Genomic DNA, 18,804 nt, shown 5'->3' with positions numbered 1-18,804 from the left:
CCGAACCGCGCCACGGGCCTGCTATTCCGCCGCTGCACGGATCCCGGCTTCCCGGGTCCGGGTCCGCATGGTCACGAATTCCTCGGCCGCGGTCGGGTGGATGCCGATGGTGCGGTCGAAATCCTCCTTGGTGGCGCCCATGCTGACGGCGATGCCGATGCCCTGCATGATCTCGGGCGCGTCCTCGCCCAGCATATGGGCGCCGAGCACCCGCCGGGTGGACTGGCAGACCACCAGCTTCATCAGGGTCTTCCGCCCCGGCCGGCCGCTGATCGTGTGGCGCATGGGGGTGAAGCGGGCGAGGTAGATATCGACCGGCCCCTGCACCACCGCATCCGCCTCGGTCAGGCCAACCGTGCCGATCGGGGGTGAGGTGAAGACCGCGGTCGGGACATTCTGGTAGCTGGCCCGGCGCGGATTGTTGCCGAACAGGGTATCGGCCAGGGCATGGCCGACCGCGGTCGCCATCGGGGTGAGGTTCAGCTTGTCGGTCACATCGCCGATCGCCCAGATATTGGGGGCGGTGGTGCGGTGCTCGGCATCGATCTCGATCGCGCCGCGGGCGGTGCAGTCGATCCCGGCGGCCGCCAGGTTCAGGCCATTGGTATGCGGCACCCGGCCGGTGGCAAACAGCACGGCATCCGCCGCCACCGCCTCGCCGCCGATCAGGCTGAGGCTGAGATGATCCCCCTGCCGGTCGAGCCGGGCCAGGCGGCTGTTCGGATGCAGGCGGATGCCCTGGGCCTCCAGCGCCTCGGGCAGGGCTTCGCGGATATCCTGGTCGAAGCCGCGCAGCGGCAGCACGTCGCGATAGACCACATCCACCTGGGCGCCGAGCGCCTGGAAGACGCAGGCGAATTCGAGGGCGATATAGCCGGCGCCGACCACCAGCAGGCGCTTCGGCACCGAGGTCATGTCGAAGACGTCGTCAGACAGCATGCCGAGTTCAGCGCCCGGGATATCCGGCCGGACCGCGCGGCCGCCGACGGCGACGACGATCCGCTCCGCGGTGACCCGCTTGCCGCCGACATCGAGGGTATGGGCATCGATGAAGGTGGCGCGCGCCTCGAAGCTGGTGACGCCGGCGCCGCCCAGCAGCCGGCCATAGATGCCGTTCAGCCGCGCCACCTCGGCATCCCGCCGCGCCTTGAGGGTGGCGAGGTCGAAGCCGCCCTTGGTCACCTGCCAGCCGAACGACAGCGCATCATCGGTCCATTGGCCATATTCGGCGGCATTCACCATGATCTTCTTGGGCACGCAGCCGACATTGACGCAGGTGCCGCCCCAGAACCGCTCCTCCGCCACCCCGACCCGGGCGCCATGCCCGGCGGCAATGCGGGCGCAGCGGACGCCGGCCGAGCCGCCGCCGATGACGAAGAGGTCGAAGTCGTAGCTGCTCATGCGTATCATCCCGTGGCGACCCGGTACCTGGCCCGGTATCTGGGTTCCCGGGCGGGGCGCGTCCAGCCTGCGCCGGGTGCGCGGTTCCAGCAAGCGCCGGCGGCTTGTTGAGATTCATTCGCAATCGCGCTATGCGGCGGCCATGCAGCCGCTCCCGCTCGATATTTTTGCCGAGGCCAGTCCCGAGGCGCTGGCCGCCGCCTTCGCCGGCCCGCCGGAGGAGGCGGCCCGCTGGATCGACGCCGCCGCCCGCTATGGCATGCCGGAGGCGCAGCTCCTCTATGGCCAGATCCTGCTGGACGGCCGCGGGGTGCGGCGCGACCACGTCGCCGCCCGGGGCTGGTTCCGCGCCGCCGCTGAGGCAGGCAACCTCGCGGCCCGCAACATGCTCGGCCGCTGCCACGAGATGGGCTGGGGCGGCCGGGTGGATGAGGCAGCGGCGCTGGCCTGCTACCGGCAGGCGGCCGAGGCCGGGCATGACTGGGCGCAATACAACCTGGCGGGGATGCTCTGGCGCGGCGCCGGCACGCCGCAGGATCGCAAGCAGGCGCTCGCCTGGTATCGCCGCGCGGCCGACCAGGGCCATGCCAAGTCGCTGAACATCCTCGGCCGCTTCCTGGAAGAAGGTTGGGAGGCGCCGGCCGACCCGGTCGCCGCCGCCGCCCTCTATCGCCGGGCCGCCGAGGGTGGCGATTTCCGCGGCCAGTTCAACCTGGCGACGCTGCTGGCCACGGCGGGGGAGACGGAGGCGGCGCTGACCTGGTTCCGCCGGGCCTCAGTGGGCAGCCCGGCACGTTTCCGCAACAGCATGCGGGAACGGCTGGCAGGGCGGCCGGAGCCCGAATTCCGGGCCCTGGCTGCGGAGATCGCGGCGGCGGCCGCCTGAACGGGGGCGCCCTTCCCCACCGTCATGGCCGGACCTGATCCGGCCATCCGGGATGCCCGGGACAAGCCCGGGCATGACGGGGGCGGGAGTGGCGGCGCTTAGGTGCCGATGCCACCGAGGGCGAGGTATTTCACCTCGAGATATTCCTCGATCCCGAGATTGCTGCCCTCGCGGCCGAGGCCGCTCTGCTTCACGCCGCCGAAGGGCGCGACCTCGGTGCTGATCAGCCCCTCATTGATGCCGACCATGCCGGCCTCCAGCGCCTCGGCCACGCGGAAGATGCGGCCGACATCGCGGGCGTAGAAATAGGCGGCGAGGCCGAAGGGGGTGTCGTTGGCGAGCGCGATCGCCTCCTCCTCGGTCTTGAAGCGAAAGAGGGGCGCGACCGGGCCGAAGGTCTCCTCGGTGAAGATCATCGCCTCATGCGGGACATTGGCGAGGATGGTCGGCTCGAAGAAATTGCCGCCGCGGCTGTGGCGCTTGCCGCCGGTCACCACCTTGGCGCCCTTCTGCAGCGCGTCGCCGATATGCTCCTCGACCTTCTTCACCGCATCCTCATTGATGAGCGGGCCCTGGGTCACGCCCGGCTCCATCCCGTCACCCACCTTCAGCGCCTCGACGGCGGCCTTCAGCTTGGCCGCGAAAGCGTCGTAGACGCCGTCCTGCACCAGGATGCGGTTGGCGCAGACGCAGGTCTGGCCGGTGTTGCGGTACTTGCTGGCCATGGCGCCCTGCACCGCGGCGTCGAGGTCGGCGTCGTCGAAGACGATGAAGGGCGCGTTGCCACCGAGCTCCATCGAGGTCTTCTTGATGGTCGGCGCGCATTGCTGGAGCAGGATGCGGCCGACATCGGTGGAGCCGGTGAAGGTCAGCTTGCGGACCAGCGGGTTGGAGGTCAGCTCCTTGCCGGTCTCGCCGGAGGGGCCGGTGATGACGTTGCAGACGCCGGGCGGCATGCCGGCGCGCTCCGCCAGCACGGCGAGCGCCAGCGCCGAGAAGGGCGTCTGCGAGGCGGGGCGGATGACGCCGGTGCAGCCGGCGGCCCAGCCGGGGCCGGTCTTGCGGGTGATCATCGCCGCCGGGAAGTTCCAGGGCGTGATGGCGGCGAAGACGCCGATCGGCTCCTTCGTCACGATGATGCGCCGGCCCTTGGCGTTCTGCGGGATGGTCTCGCCGTAGACGCGCTTGCCCTCCTCGGCGAACCACTCGAGGAAGCTCGCGGCATAGGCGATCTCGCCCTTGCTCTCGCTGAGCGGCTTGCCCTGCTCGGCGGTCATGATGGCAGCGAGGTCGTCGGTATTGGCGATCATCAGGTCGAAGAGGCGGCGGATGATGGCCGCGCGGTCCTTCGCCAGCATGGCGCGCCAGGCGGGCTGGGCGCGGTGCGCGGCCTCGATGGCGCGGCGCGTCTCGGCGGTGCCGAGGGCGGGGACGGTGCCGACCGCCTCCCCGGTCGAGGGGTTGCGGACGGTGATGGTCTTGCCGCTGTCGGCCTGCACCCATTCGCCGTTGATGCAGTTGGCCTGGCGGAACAGATCCGGGTCCTTGAGGGGCAGCTTGGCGAGTGCGTCGAGCATGGGGGTTCCTCCTGGGCGGGAAGGATAGGCCCCCTTCCCCGGCCCTGTCACCGCGCTGGCCGGCGGGGGCGCCCGGCCCAGGCTTCTGCCAACACCGGGGAGAGAGGGGCGTTCCACTCCACGCCGCTCAAGGCCGGCAGCAGGCTCGGCGGTCGGACCCGGGCGATCGCAATCCTGGGGCAATAAAGATCCGCCATTGCACACGCCAAGATGACAATCCTGCCCATCGACAGCGGCTGCAGGATCGGCATCTTGCCAATTGTATGATGCCTTCAGCCATCGCGGCCGACATGCCGCCCGACCTGACGAGTTGCGACCGTGAACCGATCCACCAGCTCGGCAGGATCCAGCCCTGGGGGTTCCTCCTCTCGGCGACCACGGACGGGACTATCCGCCACGCCTCGGCCAATATCTCCGAGCATCTCGGACTGCCCGCCGAGGCGGTGATCGGGCGGCGACTCGACCTCCTCCTCGAGCGCAAATCCCTGCACGATATCCGCTCCCGCCTGCAGGGATTGCGCGGGCAGCAGCAGATCGACCGGCTCTTTGCCCTGCCGCTGGTCGCCGGCCAGCCGCCCTATGACGTAGCGATCCATTTCGCTCCGGGCGAGGTGCCGCATTTCGTGGTGGAGGCCGAGCCCTCCGCCGCCGAGCCGCATTTCGATGCGGTTGGCATGGTCAAGGGCATGATGTCGCGGCTGCTCCGGGCGCGCGACCTGGCCGGGATGCATGACCGCGCCGCGCGGCAGGTGCGGGCGGTACTCGGTTTCGACCGGGTGATGATCTACCGCTTCCACCCGGACCAGAGTGGCGAGGTGGTCGGGGAAGCGGCCTCGGACCGCGTGGATTCCTTCCGCGGGCTGCGCTTCCCGGCCTCCGACATTCCACAGCAGGCCCGCGCCCTCTATTGCCGCAACTGGCTGCGGCTGATCGCCGATGTCGGGGCGGATACGGTGCCGATCCTGCCGGAGCCGGCGCCCGGCGAGGCGCCGATCGACCTCTCCTCCTCGGTCCTGCGCAGCGTCTCGCCGATCCATCTGGAGTATCTGCGCAATATGGGCGTCGGGGCCTCGCTCTCGATCTCCATCATGCGCGGCGAGGCGCTCTGGGGCCTGATCGCCTGCCACCACGCCAGCCCGCTGCTGCCGAGCTTCCAGCGGCGCAGCGCGGCGGAGTTGTTCGGCCATCTCTACTCGCTCCAGATCGAGAGCCTGGAGCGGGCCGAGGCGACGCGGCAGGAGCAGGAGGCGCAGGCGGCGCGCGACCGGGTGCTCGCCTCCCTCTCGGAGGAGGAGGCGCCGATCCGCAGCCTCCGCCGCATGGCCGAGGAGGTGCGGCAGCTGATCCCCTGCGACGGCATCGCCATCCGCACCGCCGAGTTCAAGGATGCCAGCGGGATGACGCCGGATGCGGCGACGCTGGATGGCATCGTCGCCACGCTCGACCGCAGCGATGCCTCCCGCATCTTCGCCACCGAGGAGATCGCCCGCCACTATCCGCCGGCCGCGGCACAGGTGGCGACGGCGGCGGGCATGCTGGCCATCCCGGCCTCCCGCACCGCCCGCGACTACCTGATCCTGTTCCGGCGGGAGCTGGTCCGGACCGTCGCCTGGGCTGGCAACCCCGAGAAGGCAGTGGAGCAGGGCAATGACCGGCTGCATCCGCGCCGCAGCTTCGAGACCTGGCAGCAAACCGTGCATGGCCAATCCTCGCCCTGGCTGGAGAGCGAGCGGCGGGTGGCGGAGGCGCTGCGGGTCACCCTGCTGGAGGTGATGCTGCGCCTCTCAGTCGGCCTGGCGGATGAGCGCCGCGGCGCCACTGACCGGCAGGAGCTGCTGATCGCCGAGCTGAACCACCGCGTCCGCAACGTCCTGGCGCTGATCCGCGCCCTGGTCTCCCGCAGCCGGGAATCGGCCGAGACGCTGGAAAGCTTCGTCACCGTCCTCAACGGCCGCATCCAATCCCTCGCCCGCGCGCATGACCAGCTGACCGACGACCGCTGGGGCCCCGTCGCGTTGCGCGGGATGATCGAGAGCGAGTTCCACGCCTATCTCGGCGACCGGCTGGACCGCACCAGCTTCTCGGGACCGCCGGTGCTGGTGGAGCCGCAGGCACTGACCGTGCTGGCGCTCGTGATGCACGAGCTGGCGACCAATGCGGCGAAATACGGTGCGCTGTCCCAGCGGGAGGGCTCCGTCGCGGTGCGCTGGCAGCTCCAGCCCGACCAGTCGCTGCTGCTGAGCTGGCGGGAGCGCGGCGGGCCGGCGGTCTCGACGCCCAATCGGCGCGGCTTCGGCACCACCGTGATCGAGCGTTCCATCCCCTTCGAGCTGCAAGGGACGGCGGAGCTGCGCTATGCGCGGGGAGGACTGGAAGCGGATTTCACCGTCCCCGCCCGCTTCGTCCAGATCGGCGCCGAGCCGCCGCCGCAGACCCATCCCCCCACCCGCAGCGGGCCGCCGCCCCGCGTTTCCGGGATCGCCATGGTGCTGGAGGACAGCACGCTGCTGGCTATGGATGCCGAGGAGATCCTGCTGGAGCTGGGCTTCGAGCGGGTGGAGACGGTCGGGACGGTCGCCGCCGCGATGGCGGTGCTGGAACGGATCGGCTCGCACCTCGCCTTCGCGCTGCTGGACGTCAATCTCGGCAACGAGACCAGCCTGCCGGTGGCCGAGGCGCTGCACGAGGCGGGCATCCCCTTCGCCTTCGCCACAGGCTATGGCGCCGGGCTCGCCCTGCCGCCCGCCCTGGCCGAGGTGGCGCGGGTGGTGCCGAAGCCCTATCGGCGGCAGGATATCGCGGAGCTGGTCGGGCGGACGCTGAGCGGCGGCTGAGCCGCCCTTCGAGGAGCCGAAACCGGCGCGCCCTGGCAACGTTGGCGCCGCATCATGGTCCGCGCTCCCGCTGCCCGCGACACCTCGATCGCCACCTACCGCGCCAAGCGCGACTTCACCGCGACGCCGGAACCTGCCCCGTCCCAGCAGGCTACCGGCCAGCATCGCCACTTCGTCGTGCAGAAGCACGCCGCCCGCCGGTTACACTGGGATTTCCGGCTGGAGCATGAGGGCGTGCTGGTCAGTTGGGCGGTGCCGAAGGGCCCCTCGCTCGACCCCGCCGACCGGCGCCTGGCGGTGCGGGTCGAGGATCACCCGATCGACTATGCCGGCTTCCAGGGCCGGATCCCGGAAGGGCATTACGGCGCCGGCGAGGTGGAGATCTGGGATGCCGGGGAATGGGAGCCGCTCGGTGACCCCGCCGCCGGCCTCGCCGCCGGGGAGCTGAAATTCCGCCTCTCCGGCGGGCGCCTCCGCGGCGGCTTTGTCCTGGTGCGAATGCAGCGGCGCGGGCGGGAGCGGGCGGAGAACTGGCTGCTGATCAAGGAACATGACGAGGCGGAGCGGCCCGGCGCCGATGCCGCGGCGCTGGAGGCGCTGCCGGCGCCGAAGCCGCCCCGCGGCGGGAAGGCGGCGGCTGGAAAGCGGGCCGTAGCCTCCGCGCCGGAAGCCCGGCCCGGCACCATCGTCGCGGCGAAGCCGGTCGCGCCGCCGCCCCGGCCGGCCGGGGATGCACCCATCGCCGGCGCCGTGCCGGCCCCGCTGCCGGAAGAGCAGAAGCCCGAGCTCGCCACCCTGGTCGAGGAGCCGCCGGAAGGCGAAGGCTGGCTGAGCGAGGTGAAATTCGACGGTTACCGCCTGCTGATCCAGAAGCATGGCCGCGATGTCCGGCTGATCACCCGCAACGGCCTCGACTGGAGCGCCAAGCTGCCGGAGGTGGTCCGCGCCGTGGCACGGCTGAAGGCTGAGGACGCCTTGCTGGATGGCGAGCTGGTGGCGCTGCGGGAGGATGGGCTCTCCTCCTTCGCCAGCCTGCAGGCGGCGCTGGCCAATGGCGGCGACCGGGGCGGGCTGTTCCTCTACCTCTTCGACCTGCTGCACCTCGATGGCTGGGACCTGCGCGAGGCCCGGCTGGCCGACCGCAAGGTCCTGCTGCGCGGCATGAATGACTGGCGCGGCGTGCTGCGCTTCAGCGACCACCTGGATGGCGAGACGCTGCGGGTCCGCCGGCAGGCCTGCGCGATGGGGCTCGAGGGCATCATCTGCAAGCGTGCCGATGCGCCCTATCGCGGCGAGCGCAGGCGGGACTGGGTCAAGGTGAAGTGCCAGGGCCGCGATGAGTTCATCATCCTCGGCTGGACGCCGCCGGCCGGCAGCCGCCAGGGGCTGGGCTCGCTGCATCTCGGCTTCCATGACGAGCGCGGGCGGCTGCACTATGTCGGCGGCGTCGGGACCGGCTTCACCGAGAAGGAACTGGGCGCGCTCAGCCGCCGCCTCGCCCGCCTGGTCAGCACACCGCCCGACGGTCTGCTGCTGGCCGGCGAGCCGCCCGATCCGGCGATCAACTGGGTGCGACCGGAGCTGGTGGCGGAGGTGCAGTATATCGGCTGGACCCGCTTCGGCCGGCTGCGCCACGCCGTCTATCTCGGCCTGCGCGAGGACAAGGGCGCGGAGGAGGTGGTGCGCGACCTGCCCTATCCGGAGGTCGAGCGCCTGCCCTTCCAGCCGCGCGCCCGCGCCACCGCCGCCATCGTCCATGCGCCGAAGCCGGCCGCCGGCGCGCAACGCGTCGGCACGACCCGGATCACCCATGCCGACCGCGAGCTCTGGCCCGGCATCACCAAGCAGGATCTGGCGGAATACTGGCGGCAGGTCGCGCCGCGGGCCTTGCCGGGCATCGCCGGGCGGCCGCTGGCGCTGCTGCGCTGCCCCGAAGGCATCGCCGGCGAGCGCTTCTTCCAGAAGCATGGCAATCGCGGCATGCCGCCCGCCATCCGCGAGGGCAGCGCGGAGGACCAGCCCTATCTGGCCATCGAGAGCGAGGAAGGGCTGATCGCCTGCGCCCAGATGGCGGCGATCGAGCTGCATGGCTGGGGCGCGAGCCTTTCTGACCCAAGCCATCCGGACCGGGTGGTCTTCGACCTCGATCCTGGCGAGGGGGTGGAATTCCCCGTGGTGGTGCAGGCCGCGCTCGATCTGCGCCGGCGGCTGGAGGGGATGGGGCTCGCCTCCTTCTGCCGCACCACCGGAGGCAAGGGGCTGCACCTTGTGGTGCCGCTGCGGCCGGAGGCGGGGTGGGATGCGGTGCGCGGCTTCGCCCAGGGCTTCGCCCAGGCGCTGGAGGCGGAGGCGCCCGACCGCTTCGTCGCCACCCTCCCCAAGGCCCGGCGCCGCGGCCGCATCCTGGTCGACTGGCTGCGGAATGGCGTCGGCGCGACCGCCATCTGCTCCTACTCACCGCGCGCCCGGCCCGGCGCCACGGTGGCGACGCCACTGGCTTGGCGGGAAGTCACGCCGAAGCTCGATCCGCAGCGCTTCACCATCGCCACCGTGCCGGACCGCCTGCGCCGGCAGCGGCGCGATCCCTGGGCGGAGATGGCGAAGACCGACCAGCGCCTGCCGGAGACTTAACTGCCAGCCGGGGCGAGCGCCTGGTCGATCGCCTCCTCCGCCCGTTCCAGCCAGACGAATTCCAGCCGGTTGCGGGCGTCCTCGGGGATCTCCTCATAGTCCTTGCGGTTGCGCGCCGGCATCAGCACGCGCGTCAGGCCGGACCGCGCCGCGGCGACGGCCTTTTCGCGGATTCCGCCCACCGGCAGCACCAGGCCGCGCAGGCTGATCTCGCCGGTCATCGCCGTGTCCCGCCGCACCGTGCGGCCGGTCAGCAGCGAGACCAGGGCGGTGAACATGGCGACGCCCGCGCTCGGCCCGTCCTTCGGCGTGGCGCCGGCCGGAACATGGATATGAATGTCGGACCGCTCGAACAGCGCCGGGTCGATGCCGAATTCCACCGCGCGGCTCTTCACTAGGCTCAGCGCCGCCTGGGCGCTCTCGCGCATCACCTCGCCGAGCTGGCCGGTCAGGATCAGCCGTCCGCCGCCCGGCGTCCGCGTCGCCTCGATGAAGAGGATGTCGCCACCGACCGGTGTCCAGGCGAGGCCGGTGACGACGCCCGGCACCGCGACGCGCAGCGCCACCTCGCTCTCGAACCGCCGGGCACCGAGGATGCCGCCGAGATCAGCGGCATCGATCCGCACCGTCGCCGCGCTGCCTTCCGCGATCCGCACCGCGGCATGGCGCAACGCCCGGCCGATCTCACGCTCCAGCCCCCGCACGCCGGCCTCGCGCGTATAGTCCTGGATGATGGAGCGCAGCGCCGCCTCGGTGATCTCCACCTGCTCCGGCTGCAGCCCGTTCGCCTCGCGCTGGCGGCGGACCAGGTAGCGCTGCGCGATCTGCAGCTTCTCCGCCTCGGTATAGCCTGTGAGCTCGATGATCTCCATCCGGTCGCGCAGCGGGCCGGGAATGGTGTCGAGCATGTTCGCGGTGGCGATGAAGACCACGCGCGAGAGATCGAAAGGCACGCCGAGGTAGTTGTCGCGGAAGCTGTCATTCTGCTCGGGGTCGAGCACTTCCAGCATCGCGGCCGAGGGATCGCCCTGGATGCCGCGCCCCATCTTGTCGATCTCGTCCAGCATCATCACGCAGTCCCGCGCATGGACCTTGCGGATGGCCTGGACGATGTTGCCCGGCAGCGCGCCGATATAGGTGCGTCGATGGCCGCGGATCTCCGCCTCGTCATGCACGCCGCCGAGCGAGACGCGGACGAAGGGACGCCCCATCGCGCGGGCGATGGACTGGCCGAGCGAGGTCTTGCCGACGCCCGGCGGTCCCGCGAAGCAGAGGATCGGCGCCTTGCCCTGCGGCGCCAGCTTCCGCACCGCGAGATATTCGACGATGCGGCGCTTGATGCGCTCCAGCCCGAAATGGTCCTCGTCGAGGATGCGCCGCGCCTCGGCGATGTCGATCGGCTTCTCCTCCGGCAAGCGCCAGGGCAGGTCGATCAGCCAGTCGAGATAGCCACGGATCATGCCATGCTCGGGCGAGGCCTCCGGCATACGCTCCAGCCGGCGCAGCTCCTTGCGGGCCGCCGCCTCGACCTCCTGCGGCATTCCGGCCTTCTCGATGGCCGCGGTCAACTCCCCGATCTCGACCGCCTTGCCGTCATCCTCGCCGAGCTGCTTCTGGATCGACGCCATCTGCTCGCGCAGCAGCATCTCGCGCTGCCGGGCATCGAGGCTGGCGCGGGTGCGCTGGCCGATCTCGGCATTCAGCCGCAGCACTTCGAGCCGTCCGGCAAGCGCGGCGGAGACACGATCCAGCCGGGGCGCCAGTTCCAGCGTCTCCAGGATCGCCTGCTTCTCCGCCGAGGGAATGTCCATGGTGGCGGCGACCAGGTCGGCCAGCGCCGCGCCGGAGTCCAGCGCCTGCACCGTGTTCACCAACCCTTCCGGCACCTGCGGCAGCAGCCGCAGCGCCTCCAGCGCCTGGCCGCGCAGATGCATCACCCGCGCCTCGATCTCCGCCCCGCTCACCTCCGGCTCTTCCAGCCGGACCACGCCGGCGGCGAGGAAGGGATGCCCGCCGATCCAGTCCAGCACGCGGAAGCGCTGCACCCCCTGGCAGATGAGCTGATGCGTGCCGTCGGGCGCGGTCAGCCAGCGCAGCACATTGGCCACCGTCCCGGTGCGATGCAGCCCCTCCGGCCCCGGATCCTGTACCTGCGGGTCCTGCTGCAACAGCACGCCGATCTGCTGCCCGTCCCGCATGGCCTGCTGCACGGCGGCAACCGAACCGGGCCGGCCGACCGCGATGGGCAGCACGGCGCCGGGGAAGAGCACGGTCTCGCGGACCGGCAGGATGGCCAGCCCATCCGGCGGGAGGCCGGCGGAGCCGTTGCCGCCCGGGGCCGGGCCGAGATCGGGGGCGAGGAGACGGGATGCGCGATGATGATGCATGGGATGCTCCCGGCTCAGCCGGCCTTCTCCAGCCGGACCAGCAGGCAGCCATCGACTAGGCTGTGGCGGACGGGCGTCGTGTAGCGGCCGGGCGGCAGCGGAATCCGCCGCTCGAACCGGCCCTGGGGCAGTTCCAACCGATGGATGGCGGCATTCCGCAATTCGGCGGGCAGCAGGCGCAGCCCAGCGACACGCAGCGCCCCATCCTCGATCACCGCCTCCACCGCCTCCGGCGGCACGCCGGGGAGAGCGATCAGGATCAGCACTTCCGCCTCAGTCTCCAGCATATCGGCCGGCGGGTGCCAGACCGGCAGCGGCGCCACGGCATGGCGGGGGAGGAAGAATTGCCGGTGCAGCCGCTCGGCCCGCTGCAGCATGTCGCAGGCCTCGGCCCACATCTGGCCTTCGGGATCGTCTCGTCCTGCCATGATATCCGTGCGCTTCCAGTCGGTCGGGGCTGGCGACTGCCCCGGGTCGCCGGTTGCTACGCATGCGGGCGCCCCGGGTTCGCTGAGGCGGGGGGAAACCGGGGCCGGTGATCCATGTTGATCCCGGATCATGCGGCTACTGAGGGAAACCCATTCATGGCCGAGCATCAACATCCGATCTGGCGCGGCCATCTCCGGCTGGCGCTGGTCTCCTGCCCGGTCGCGCTCTACAGCGCCCGGCAGGCCTCCGGAGAGCTGCATTTCCATCTCATCAACCCGAAGACCGGCAACCGGGTGCGGATGGTTACCCTCGATGCCGGCACCGAGGAGGAGCTGCGCCGCTCCGACCTCGTGAAGGGCTATGAATTCAAGAAGGACACCTATGTCCTGCTGGAGGATGCCGATTTCGAGCGCGCGAAGATCGACAGCTCCACCGTGCTGACGCTCGACAAATTCGTGCCCGCCGAGGCGATCGACCCGATCTACTACGATGCCGCCTACTACATGGTCCCGGATGGCGAGGCGGGCGAGGATGTCTATGCCGTCCTGCGCGAGGCGATCGGCAAGGCCGGCAAGGTCGGCCTTGCCCGGCTGGTGATCGCCCGGCGGGAGCGGTCGGTCGCGATCATGCCGCTCGGCCGCGGCCTGGTGCTGCACACGCTGAATGACCCGAAGGAGTTGCACGAGCCGGAGGAGCTGTTCGGCGGGCTGCATGGCGGCAAGCCCGATGCCGCCATGGTCCGTCTGGCGACGCAGCTGGTGGACCGGCAGACCCAGCGTTTCGAGCCGGCCGATATGGAGGACCGCTACGAAGCGCGGCTGCGTGAGGTGATCGAGGCGAAGCTGCGCGGCGAGGAAGAGCCCGAGCCGGAGGAGGAGCCGCGGCGCGACAATGTCATCGACCTGATGACCGCGCTGAAGCGCAGCCTGGGCGAGGAGGAGAAGCCGACCAAGCCGGCAGCGCGCAAGGCCAAGACGCCGGCCGCTGCGGCCCGGAAAGCGAAGCCGGCGGCGCCGAAGCGCCGGGCCGCCGCGCGCTGAGCCCGGCCGCTCCGGCCTAGGCCGGGGCCAGGCTGGCCCGCAGGATCGCCGCCGTGCCCTGCCGCAGCACCGCGGCGGCCCGGGCGCCGCCCATATAGGGCAGGCTGGACCAGGCGCCGTCGATCAGCAGCGCCATCGCATCGCCAAGCCAGTCGGGATCCCGGGCGCCGGCCTCCCGTGCCAGCGCGGCGAATTGCTGCCGCATGCGGGTCTTGTGCTGGGCGACCAGGCAATGGGTCGGATGGGTGGGGTCGGGGAATTCCGCCTGGGCCAGCAGCAGCGGGCAACCGCGATATTCCGGCCGCTCCAGCTTGTCGGCCACGGCTTCGGCCAGGGCCTGCAATTTCTCCGCGGGCGTCGCCGCCCCGGCTGTCGCGGCAGCGAACCAGGCGTCATAGGCGGCCGCATCCTCCTCCAGGATGGCGGCGACCAGCGCATCCTTGCTCGGATAGCTCCGGTAGAGGCTCATCTTGGTCGCCTCCGCGGCCCGGCAGACCTCCTCGATCCCGGTGGCCCGGATGCCATGGCGGTAGAACAGATCCTTGGCCGCGCTCTGGATGCGCTGGGCGGCTTTGGGCCTGTCGGCGGTCGCGCTGGACATCATTGCTCCCTTCTTCGCGAGCCGCATCCTCGCAGAGCGAAATCATGCGGCACCGCAAAAATGGCCCTTGATGATACTGACCGGTCACTTACTATGTGGGACGAACCGGTCGGTAACATCCGGCCCCGGAGATAAGCGATGTCCCCCGATCCCCGCAAGGCCTCGCTCGCAACGAAGGCCGCAAATCCTTGGCTCGATTGGCTTGGCCGCACCTTGCCCGCGCCCGCCACCCTCGCCCTGGTCGCCGGCACGGCCCTGGCTGGCCCGGCTGCCGCCCAGGGAGGCCCGACCCCGAGCGTCACCGTCGCCACCCCTCTCACCCGCCAGGTCACCGAATGGGATGAGCATACCGCCCGGATCGAGCCTTCGGCCCGGGTCGAGATCCGCCCCCGCGTCTCCGGCCAGGTCGCCCAGGTGCATTTCCGCGATGGCGCCCTGGTCCGCACCGGCGACCTGCTCTTCACCCTCGACCAGCGGCCCTTCCAGATCGCGGTCGAGACGGCCCGGGCCGAGGTCGCCCGCAACGAGGCCCGTCTGACCCTCGCCGAGCAGCAGGTGCAGCGCAGCACGCCCCTGGTGCAGCAGCGCTTCGCCCCGGAATCCGAGCTCGATACCCGCCGCAGCGCGCTCCGCGAGGCGCAGGCCGGCCTCGCCGCCGCCCGCGCCGCGCTGCGCCAGGCGGAGCTGGAGCTGGAATGGTCCGAGATCCGCGCCCCACGCCCCGGCCGCGTTAGCGACCGCCGCGTCGATGCCGGCAACCTGGTGCAGCAGGGCACGACCCTGATGACGATGCTGCTGGCGCTGGACCCTGTCTACGCCACCTTCGATGCGAGTGAGGCGCAGTATCTGCGCTATGCCCGCCATGCCCCAGGCGGGATGCGCGAGGGCGGCGCCACCGTGCAGCTCCGCCTGCTGGACGAGACGGAATTCGGCCATGAGGGTCGGCTGGACTTCGTGGACAGCGCCTTCGATGCGCGCAGCGGCACCATCCGCGGCCGCGCCGTGCTGCCGAACCCCGACCTGTTTCTGACGCCTGGCAGCTTCGCCCGCCTCCGCCTCCAGGCCGGGGAAGCCTCGGCGCTGATGGTGCCGGATGCGGCGGTGGTGGCCGACCAGTCAGGGCGGATGCTGCTGACCGTGACGCCGGACGGCACCGTCGCGCCGCGCACCGTGCAGCTTGGCCCGTTGGTCGACGGGCTGCGCATGGTCCGCAACGGCCTCGGGCCCGAGGACCGGGTAGTGATCGGCGGCCTGCACCGCGCCCGGCCGGGCGCCAAGGTCGCCACCGAGCAGGGCCGCATCGGCCCGAGCCCGCTCGCCGCCGCGCAATAACCGCACCCTGAAAGGCCCCGTGCCGTGCGCCTCGCCCGTTTCTTCATCGACCGCCCGGTCTTCGCCGCGGTGCTGTCGATCGCCATCACCCTGGTAGGCGCGCTGGCCGCGCTGCGCCTGCCCATCGCCGAATACCCCGAGATCGCGCCGCCCACCGTGCAGGTGACTGCGCTCTATCCCGGCGCCTCCGCCGAGACCATCGCCGGCACCGTTGCCGGGCCGATCGAGCAGGAGGTGAATGGGGTGGACGGCATGCTCTACCTCTCCTCCCAGTCGACCGGTGATGGGCGGGTGACCATCAGCGTCGTCTTCCGTCAGGGCGTCGATGTCGATCAGGCGCAGGTGCTGGTGCAGAACCGCGTCGCCATTGCGGAGCCGCGCCTGCCGGAGGATGTCCGCCGCCTCGGCATCACGGTGAAGAAGGCCTCGCCCGACCTGCTGATGGTCGTGCACCTCACCTCGCCCGATGGCAGCCGCAGCCCCGACTATGTCTCGAATTTCGCCACGCTGGCGATCAAGGACCGGCTGACGCGGCTGGACGGCGTGGGCGATGCCCAGGTCTTCGGCGCGCGGGACTATGCGATGCGCGTCTGGCTCGACCCGGACCGCACCGCCGCCCGCGGCCTCTCGCCGGGCGACGTGGTGCAGGCCCTGCAGCGGGCCAACGCACAGGTCGCCGCCGGCGCCATCGGCCAGGCGCCCCGCTCGGCGGAGGCCGGCGCCTTCGAGGTGAGCGTCCAGGCGCAGGGCCGCCTCGTCTCGCCCGAGCAGTTCGACGAGCAGGTGGTGGCGACCGGCGCGGGCGGCGCCCCGGTGCGGCTGCGCGACGTGGCGCGCACCGAAATCGGCGCCGCCGACTACACGATCAACGCGCTGCTGAACAACCAGGTGGCGACCGCCATCGTCATCTTCCAGCGGCCGGGCAGCAACGCCCTGCAGACGGCGGCCGCGGTCCGGGCGACGATGGAGGAGGCGGTGCCGACCTTCCCCACGGGCATCGGCTACAGCGTCGTCTACGACCCGACGCGCTTCATCGCCCAGAGCATGGAAGCGGTGCTGCACACCTTCGCCGAGGCCGTCGCGCTGGTGGTGCTGGTGGTGATCCTGTTCCTGCAGAACTGGCGGGCGGCGGTGATCCCGCTGCTCGCCATCCCGGTCTCCATCATCGGCACCTTCGCCGTGTTGCTGGCGCTTGGCTTCACGCTGAACTCGCTCACCATGTTCGGCCTGATCCTGGCCATCGGAATCGTCGTCGACGACGCGATCGTCGTCGTCGAGAATGCCGAGCGGCACATGGCGGAGGGGATGTCGCCGCTGGAAGCCGCGCGGCGGACGATGGACGAGGTGGGCTTCGCGCTGATCGCCATCGCCCTGGTGCTGGTCGCGGTCTTCCTGCCGACGGCCTTCATCACCGGCATCGCCGGCGCCTTCTACAAGCAGTTCGCGGCGACGATTTCGGTCGCCACGCTGCTCTCGGCGCTAGTCTCGCTGACCCTGTCGCCCGCGCTGGCGGCGCTGCTCCTGAAGCCGCACGGCCATGCGCCGCGCTCGCGCTGGCTGCTGCCGGTCGGGCTGTTCTTCCGTGGCTTCAACTGGGTCTTCGACCGGCTCTCGCTCGGCTATGGCGGGCTGACGCGGCGGCTGGTGCGGCTGCCCGTCCTGCTGCTGCTGGTCTATGCCGGGCTGCTGGCGCTGACCGGGCAGACCGTGCTGACCACGCCGACCGGGCTGATCCCGCCGCTCGACCGCGGCTACTTCATCGCCGCCTTCCAGCTGCCGCCGGGCGCCAGCCTCAGCCGGACGGATGCGGTGGTGCGGCGTGCGTCCGACGCGATCCTGGCGACGCCGGGCGTCGAGAGCGCCGTCGCCTTCGTCGGCTTCGACGGCGCGACCTTCACCAATGCGCCGAACACCGGCGTGGTCTTCGCCAGCCTGAAGCCCTTCGAGGAGCGGACGCATGAGGGGCTGACAGGCAACGGCATCCTGGCCGACCTCCAGCGCCGCCTAATGGGCGACCCGGATGCGCAGGTGCTCGTCATCCCGCCCCCGCCGGTGCCCGGCATCGGCACGGGCGGCGGCTTCAAGCTGATGATCCAGGACCGTGCCGGCCGTGGCCCACAGGCGCTCGAGGCGGCGACGCGGCAGGTGATGATGGCGGCGAACGGGACGCCGGGCATCGCCTTCGCCTTCAGCCTGTTCAACACGGCGACGCCGCAGATCCGCGCCGATATCGACCGGACGCGGGCGGAGATGCTCGGCGTGCCGATCTCCCGCGTGCACGAGGCGATGGGCATCTATATGGGCTCCGCCTTCGTCAACGACTTCAACCTGCTCGGCCGCACCTGGCGCGTCACCGCCCAGGCGGACATGCAGCACCGCATGGGAGTCGAGGACATTGCGCGGCTGCGGACCCGGGCCGATGACGGGGCGATGGTGCCGCTCGGCAGCCTCGCCACCTTCCACGAAACCTCCGGCCCTTATCGCGTGCCGCGCTACAACCTCTACCCGGCGGCAGAGCTGCAGGGGGCGGCACTACCCGGCGTCTCCACCGGCCAGGCGATCGCGGCCATGGAGGAGGTGCTGAGGACGAACCTGCCCGAGGGCTTCGGCTACGAATGGACGGAGCTGGCTTTGCAGGAGCGGATCGCCGGCAACACCGCGCCCATCGCCTTCGGCTTCGCCGTGGTCTTCGTCTTCCTCGTGCTAGCGGCGATGTATGAAAGCTGGCTGCTGCCGGTGGCGGTGGTGCTGATCGCGCCGATGTCGGTGCTGGCGGCGCTGCTCGGCGTGAAGCATGTCGGGCTCGACAACAACGTGCTGGTCCAGGTCGGGCTGGTGGTGCTGGTCGGGCTGGCGGCGAAGAACGCCATCCTCATCGTCGAATTCGCCCGTGCGGCCGAGGATGAGGGGATGAGCCGCTGGGACGCGGCCGTCGCCGCGGCGCGGACCCGGCTGCGGCCGATCCTGATGACCAGCCTCGCCTTCATCCTCGGCGTGCTGCCGCTGACGGTGGCGACCGGTGCCGGCGCCGAGATGCGCCAGAGCCTGGGCGTTGCCGTCTTCTACGGCATGCTGGGGGTGACGCTGTTCGGCCTGATCTTCACCCCGGTCTTCTATGTGGTGGCGCGCGCCCTGGCGCGCCGCCGGCGGCCCGAGCCGGCCACCGGCCACGCCATCGGTCAGGAAGCGCCGAGGTAATCCGCCTTGCGCAGCGCCACGCCCTGGTGGCGCAGGATGTCGTAGGCGGTGGTGACGTGGAACAAGAAATTCGGCAGCGCGACCTGCAACAGGTAGTCGCTGCCGGTCACCTGCCGTTCCACGCCGCCGAGGCGGAGCGGGATGGCACGCTCGCCCCCTGCCTCGACGGCTGCCGGATTGAGGCTGTCGAGGAAGGCAGCCGTCCGGGTTATGCGGTCATGCAACTCGGAAAAACTCGCCTCGGTATCGGCGAAGCTCGGGCGGTCCACGCCGGCGAGGCGGGCGGCGCAGAGCTTCGCCGCATCGCTGGCGCACTGCACCTGCCCCGCCAGGGTGTACATGTCGGGCGCGAGGCGGGCCCCGATCAGCGCCGCGGGCTCCATTCCCTGCGCTGCGGCATGCGCCTCCGCCCGGCCGAGCAGTGTACCGAGCACGCGGAGGCCCCGGTGGAAGACCGGCACCGAGGCCTCATACAGGCTGAGCGGCAT

General features: G+C 71.0%; 12 protein-coding genes. 6 read left to right on the top strand and 6 right to left on the bottom strand.

All coding sequences use genetic code 11. From position 1 onward, the window contains the following. Positions 1-21: 21 nt before the first annotated feature. Complete coding sequence (gorA, locus tag JMJ55_RS04975; RefSeq protein WP_202824416.1) at positions 22-1,401, bottom strand: glutathione-disulfide reductase; 1,380 nt, start codon at positions 1,399-1,401, stop codon at positions 22-24. 142 nt (positions 1,402-1,543) lie between these two features. On the opposite strand from gorA, the gene JMJ55_RS04970 reads away from it, so the two are divergent. Next, positions 1,544-2,287, top strand: a complete 744-nt coding sequence (locus tag JMJ55_RS04970) for a tetratricopeptide repeat protein (RefSeq protein WP_202824415.1) — start codon at positions 1,544-1,546, stop codon at positions 2,285-2,287. Positions 2,288-2,385: 98 nt separating this feature from the next. On the opposite strand, the gene JMJ55_RS04965 is transcribed toward JMJ55_RS04970, so the two are convergent. Then, positions 2,386-3,864, bottom strand: a complete 1,479-nt coding sequence (locus JMJ55_RS04965; protein ID WP_268885249.1) for an NAD-dependent succinate-semialdehyde dehydrogenase — start codon at positions 3,862-3,864, stop codon at positions 2,386-2,388. 263 nt (positions 3,865-4,127) lie between these two features. Here JMJ55_RS04965 and JMJ55_RS04960 point away from each other — a divergent pair, with 263 nt between their 5' ends. Together JMJ55_RS04960 and ligD are read left to right on the top strand one after the other, a co-directional pair. Next, positions 4,128-6,698: an HWE histidine kinase domain-containing protein gene (locus JMJ55_RS04960; RefSeq protein WP_202824414.1), complete on the top strand. Its 2,571-nt coding sequence runs from the start codon at positions 4,128-4,130 to the stop codon at positions 6,696-6,698. Between the two features lie 54 nt (positions 6,699-6,752). Beyond that, positions 6,753-9,329, top strand: coding sequence for a DNA ligase D (ligD, locus tag JMJ55_RS04955; protein WP_202824413.1), 2,577 nt, complete (start codon positions 6,753-6,755; stop codon positions 9,327-9,329). Here the strand turns inward: ligD and lon are convergent. Both lon and JMJ55_RS04945 read right to left on the bottom strand, forming a co-directional pair. Further along, a complete protein-coding gene (gene lon / locus JMJ55_RS04950) occupies positions 9,326-11,716 on the bottom strand; it encodes an endopeptidase La (protein ID WP_202824412.1) in 2,391 nt (796 codons plus the stop codon). The two genes, ligD and lon, sit on opposite strands and share 4 nt — an antisense overlap. 14 nt (positions 11,717-11,730) lie before the next feature. Next, complete coding sequence (locus tag JMJ55_RS04945; RefSeq protein ID WP_202824411.1) at positions 11,731-12,144, bottom strand: Hsp20/alpha crystallin family protein; 414 nt, start codon at positions 12,142-12,144, stop codon at positions 11,731-11,733. Between the two features lie 156 nt (positions 12,145-12,300). Between JMJ55_RS04945 and ku the strand changes: the two genes are divergently transcribed. After that, positions 12,301-13,185: a non-homologous end joining protein Ku gene (gene ku / locus JMJ55_RS04940; protein WP_202824410.1), complete on the top strand. Its 885-nt coding sequence runs from the start codon at positions 12,301-12,303 to the stop codon at positions 13,183-13,185. A 16-nt stretch (positions 13,186-13,201) separates the two neighbouring features. On the opposite strand, the gene JMJ55_RS04935 is transcribed toward ku, so the two are convergent. After that, positions 13,202-13,789, bottom strand: coding sequence for a TetR/AcrR family transcriptional regulator (locus JMJ55_RS04935; RefSeq protein ID WP_202824409.1), 588 nt, complete (start codon positions 13,787-13,789; stop codon positions 13,202-13,204). Positions 13,790-13,924: 135 nt separating this feature from the next. On the opposite strand from JMJ55_RS04935, the gene JMJ55_RS04930 reads away from it, so the two are divergent. Next, a complete protein-coding gene (locus JMJ55_RS04930; protein WP_202824408.1) occupies positions 13,925-15,118 on the top strand; it encodes an efflux RND transporter periplasmic adaptor subunit in 1,194 nt (397 codons plus the stop codon). Between the two features lie 24 nt (positions 15,119-15,142). After that, positions 15,143-18,316 carry an efflux RND transporter permease subunit gene (locus tag JMJ55_RS04925; protein ID WP_202824407.1) on the top strand — a complete coding sequence of 1,058 codons (3,174 nt, stop codon included), beginning with the start codon at positions 15,143-15,145 and terminating at the stop codon, positions 18,314-18,316. Here the strand turns inward: JMJ55_RS04925 and JMJ55_RS04920 are convergent. After that, a complete protein-coding gene (locus JMJ55_RS04920) occupies positions 18,298-18,804 on the bottom strand; it encodes a DUF1993 domain-containing protein (protein ID WP_202824406.1) in 507 nt (168 codons plus the stop codon). The two genes, JMJ55_RS04925 and JMJ55_RS04920, sit on opposite strands and share 19 nt — an antisense overlap.

This window comes from Belnapia mucosa (assembly GCF_016775475.1).
Lineage (GTDB): Bacteria > Pseudomonadota > Alphaproteobacteria > Acetobacterales > Acetobacteraceae > Belnapia > Belnapia mucosa.
The sequence above is the reverse complement of the archived record's forward strand: the minus strand, read 5'-3'. Positions and strand labels throughout refer to the sequence as shown.

Bases quoted from the DNA above. Each gene is read 5' to 3' on its own strand.
- JMJ55_RS04970 (WP_202824415.1), top strand. From the start codon at position 1,544: ATGCAGCCGCTCCCGCTCGATATTTTTGCCGAGGCCAGTCCCGAGGCG.
- JMJ55_RS04935 (WP_202824409.1), bottom strand. From the start codon at position 13,789: ATGATGTCCAGCGCGACCGCCGACAGGCCCAAAGCCGCCCAGCGCATC.
- ligD (WP_202824413.1), top strand. From the start codon at position 6,753: ATGGTCCGCGCTCCCGCTGCCCGCGACACCTCGATCGCCACCTACCGC.
- JMJ55_RS04930 (WP_202824408.1), top strand. From the start codon at position 13,925: ATGTCCCCCGATCCCCGCAAGGCCTCGCTCGCAACGAAGGCCGCAAAT.
- JMJ55_RS04920 (WP_202824406.1), bottom strand. From the start codon at position 18,804: ATGCCGCTCAGCCTGTATGAGGCCTCGGTGCCGGTCTTCCACCGGGGC.
- JMJ55_RS04945 (WP_202824411.1), bottom strand. From the start codon at position 12,144: ATGGCAGGACGAGACGATCCCGAAGGCCAGATGTGGGCCGAGGCCTGC.
- JMJ55_RS04965 (WP_268885249.1), bottom strand. From the start codon at position 3,864: ATGCTCGACGCACTCGCCAAGCTGCCCCTCAAGGACCCGGATCTGTTC.
- ku (WP_202824410.1), top strand. From the start codon at position 12,301: ATGGCCGAGCATCAACATCCGATCTGGCGCGGCCATCTCCGGCTGGCG.
- lon (WP_202824412.1), bottom strand. From the start codon at position 11,716: ATGCATCATCATCGCGCATCCCGTCTCCTCGCCCCCGATCTCGGCCCG.
- JMJ55_RS04960 (WP_202824414.1), top strand. From the start codon at position 4,128: ATGATGCCTTCAGCCATCGCGGCCGACATGCCGCCCGACCTGACGAGT.
- gorA (WP_202824416.1), bottom strand. From the start codon at position 1,401: ATGAGCAGCTACGACTTCGACCTCTTCGTCATCGGCGGCGGCTCGGCC.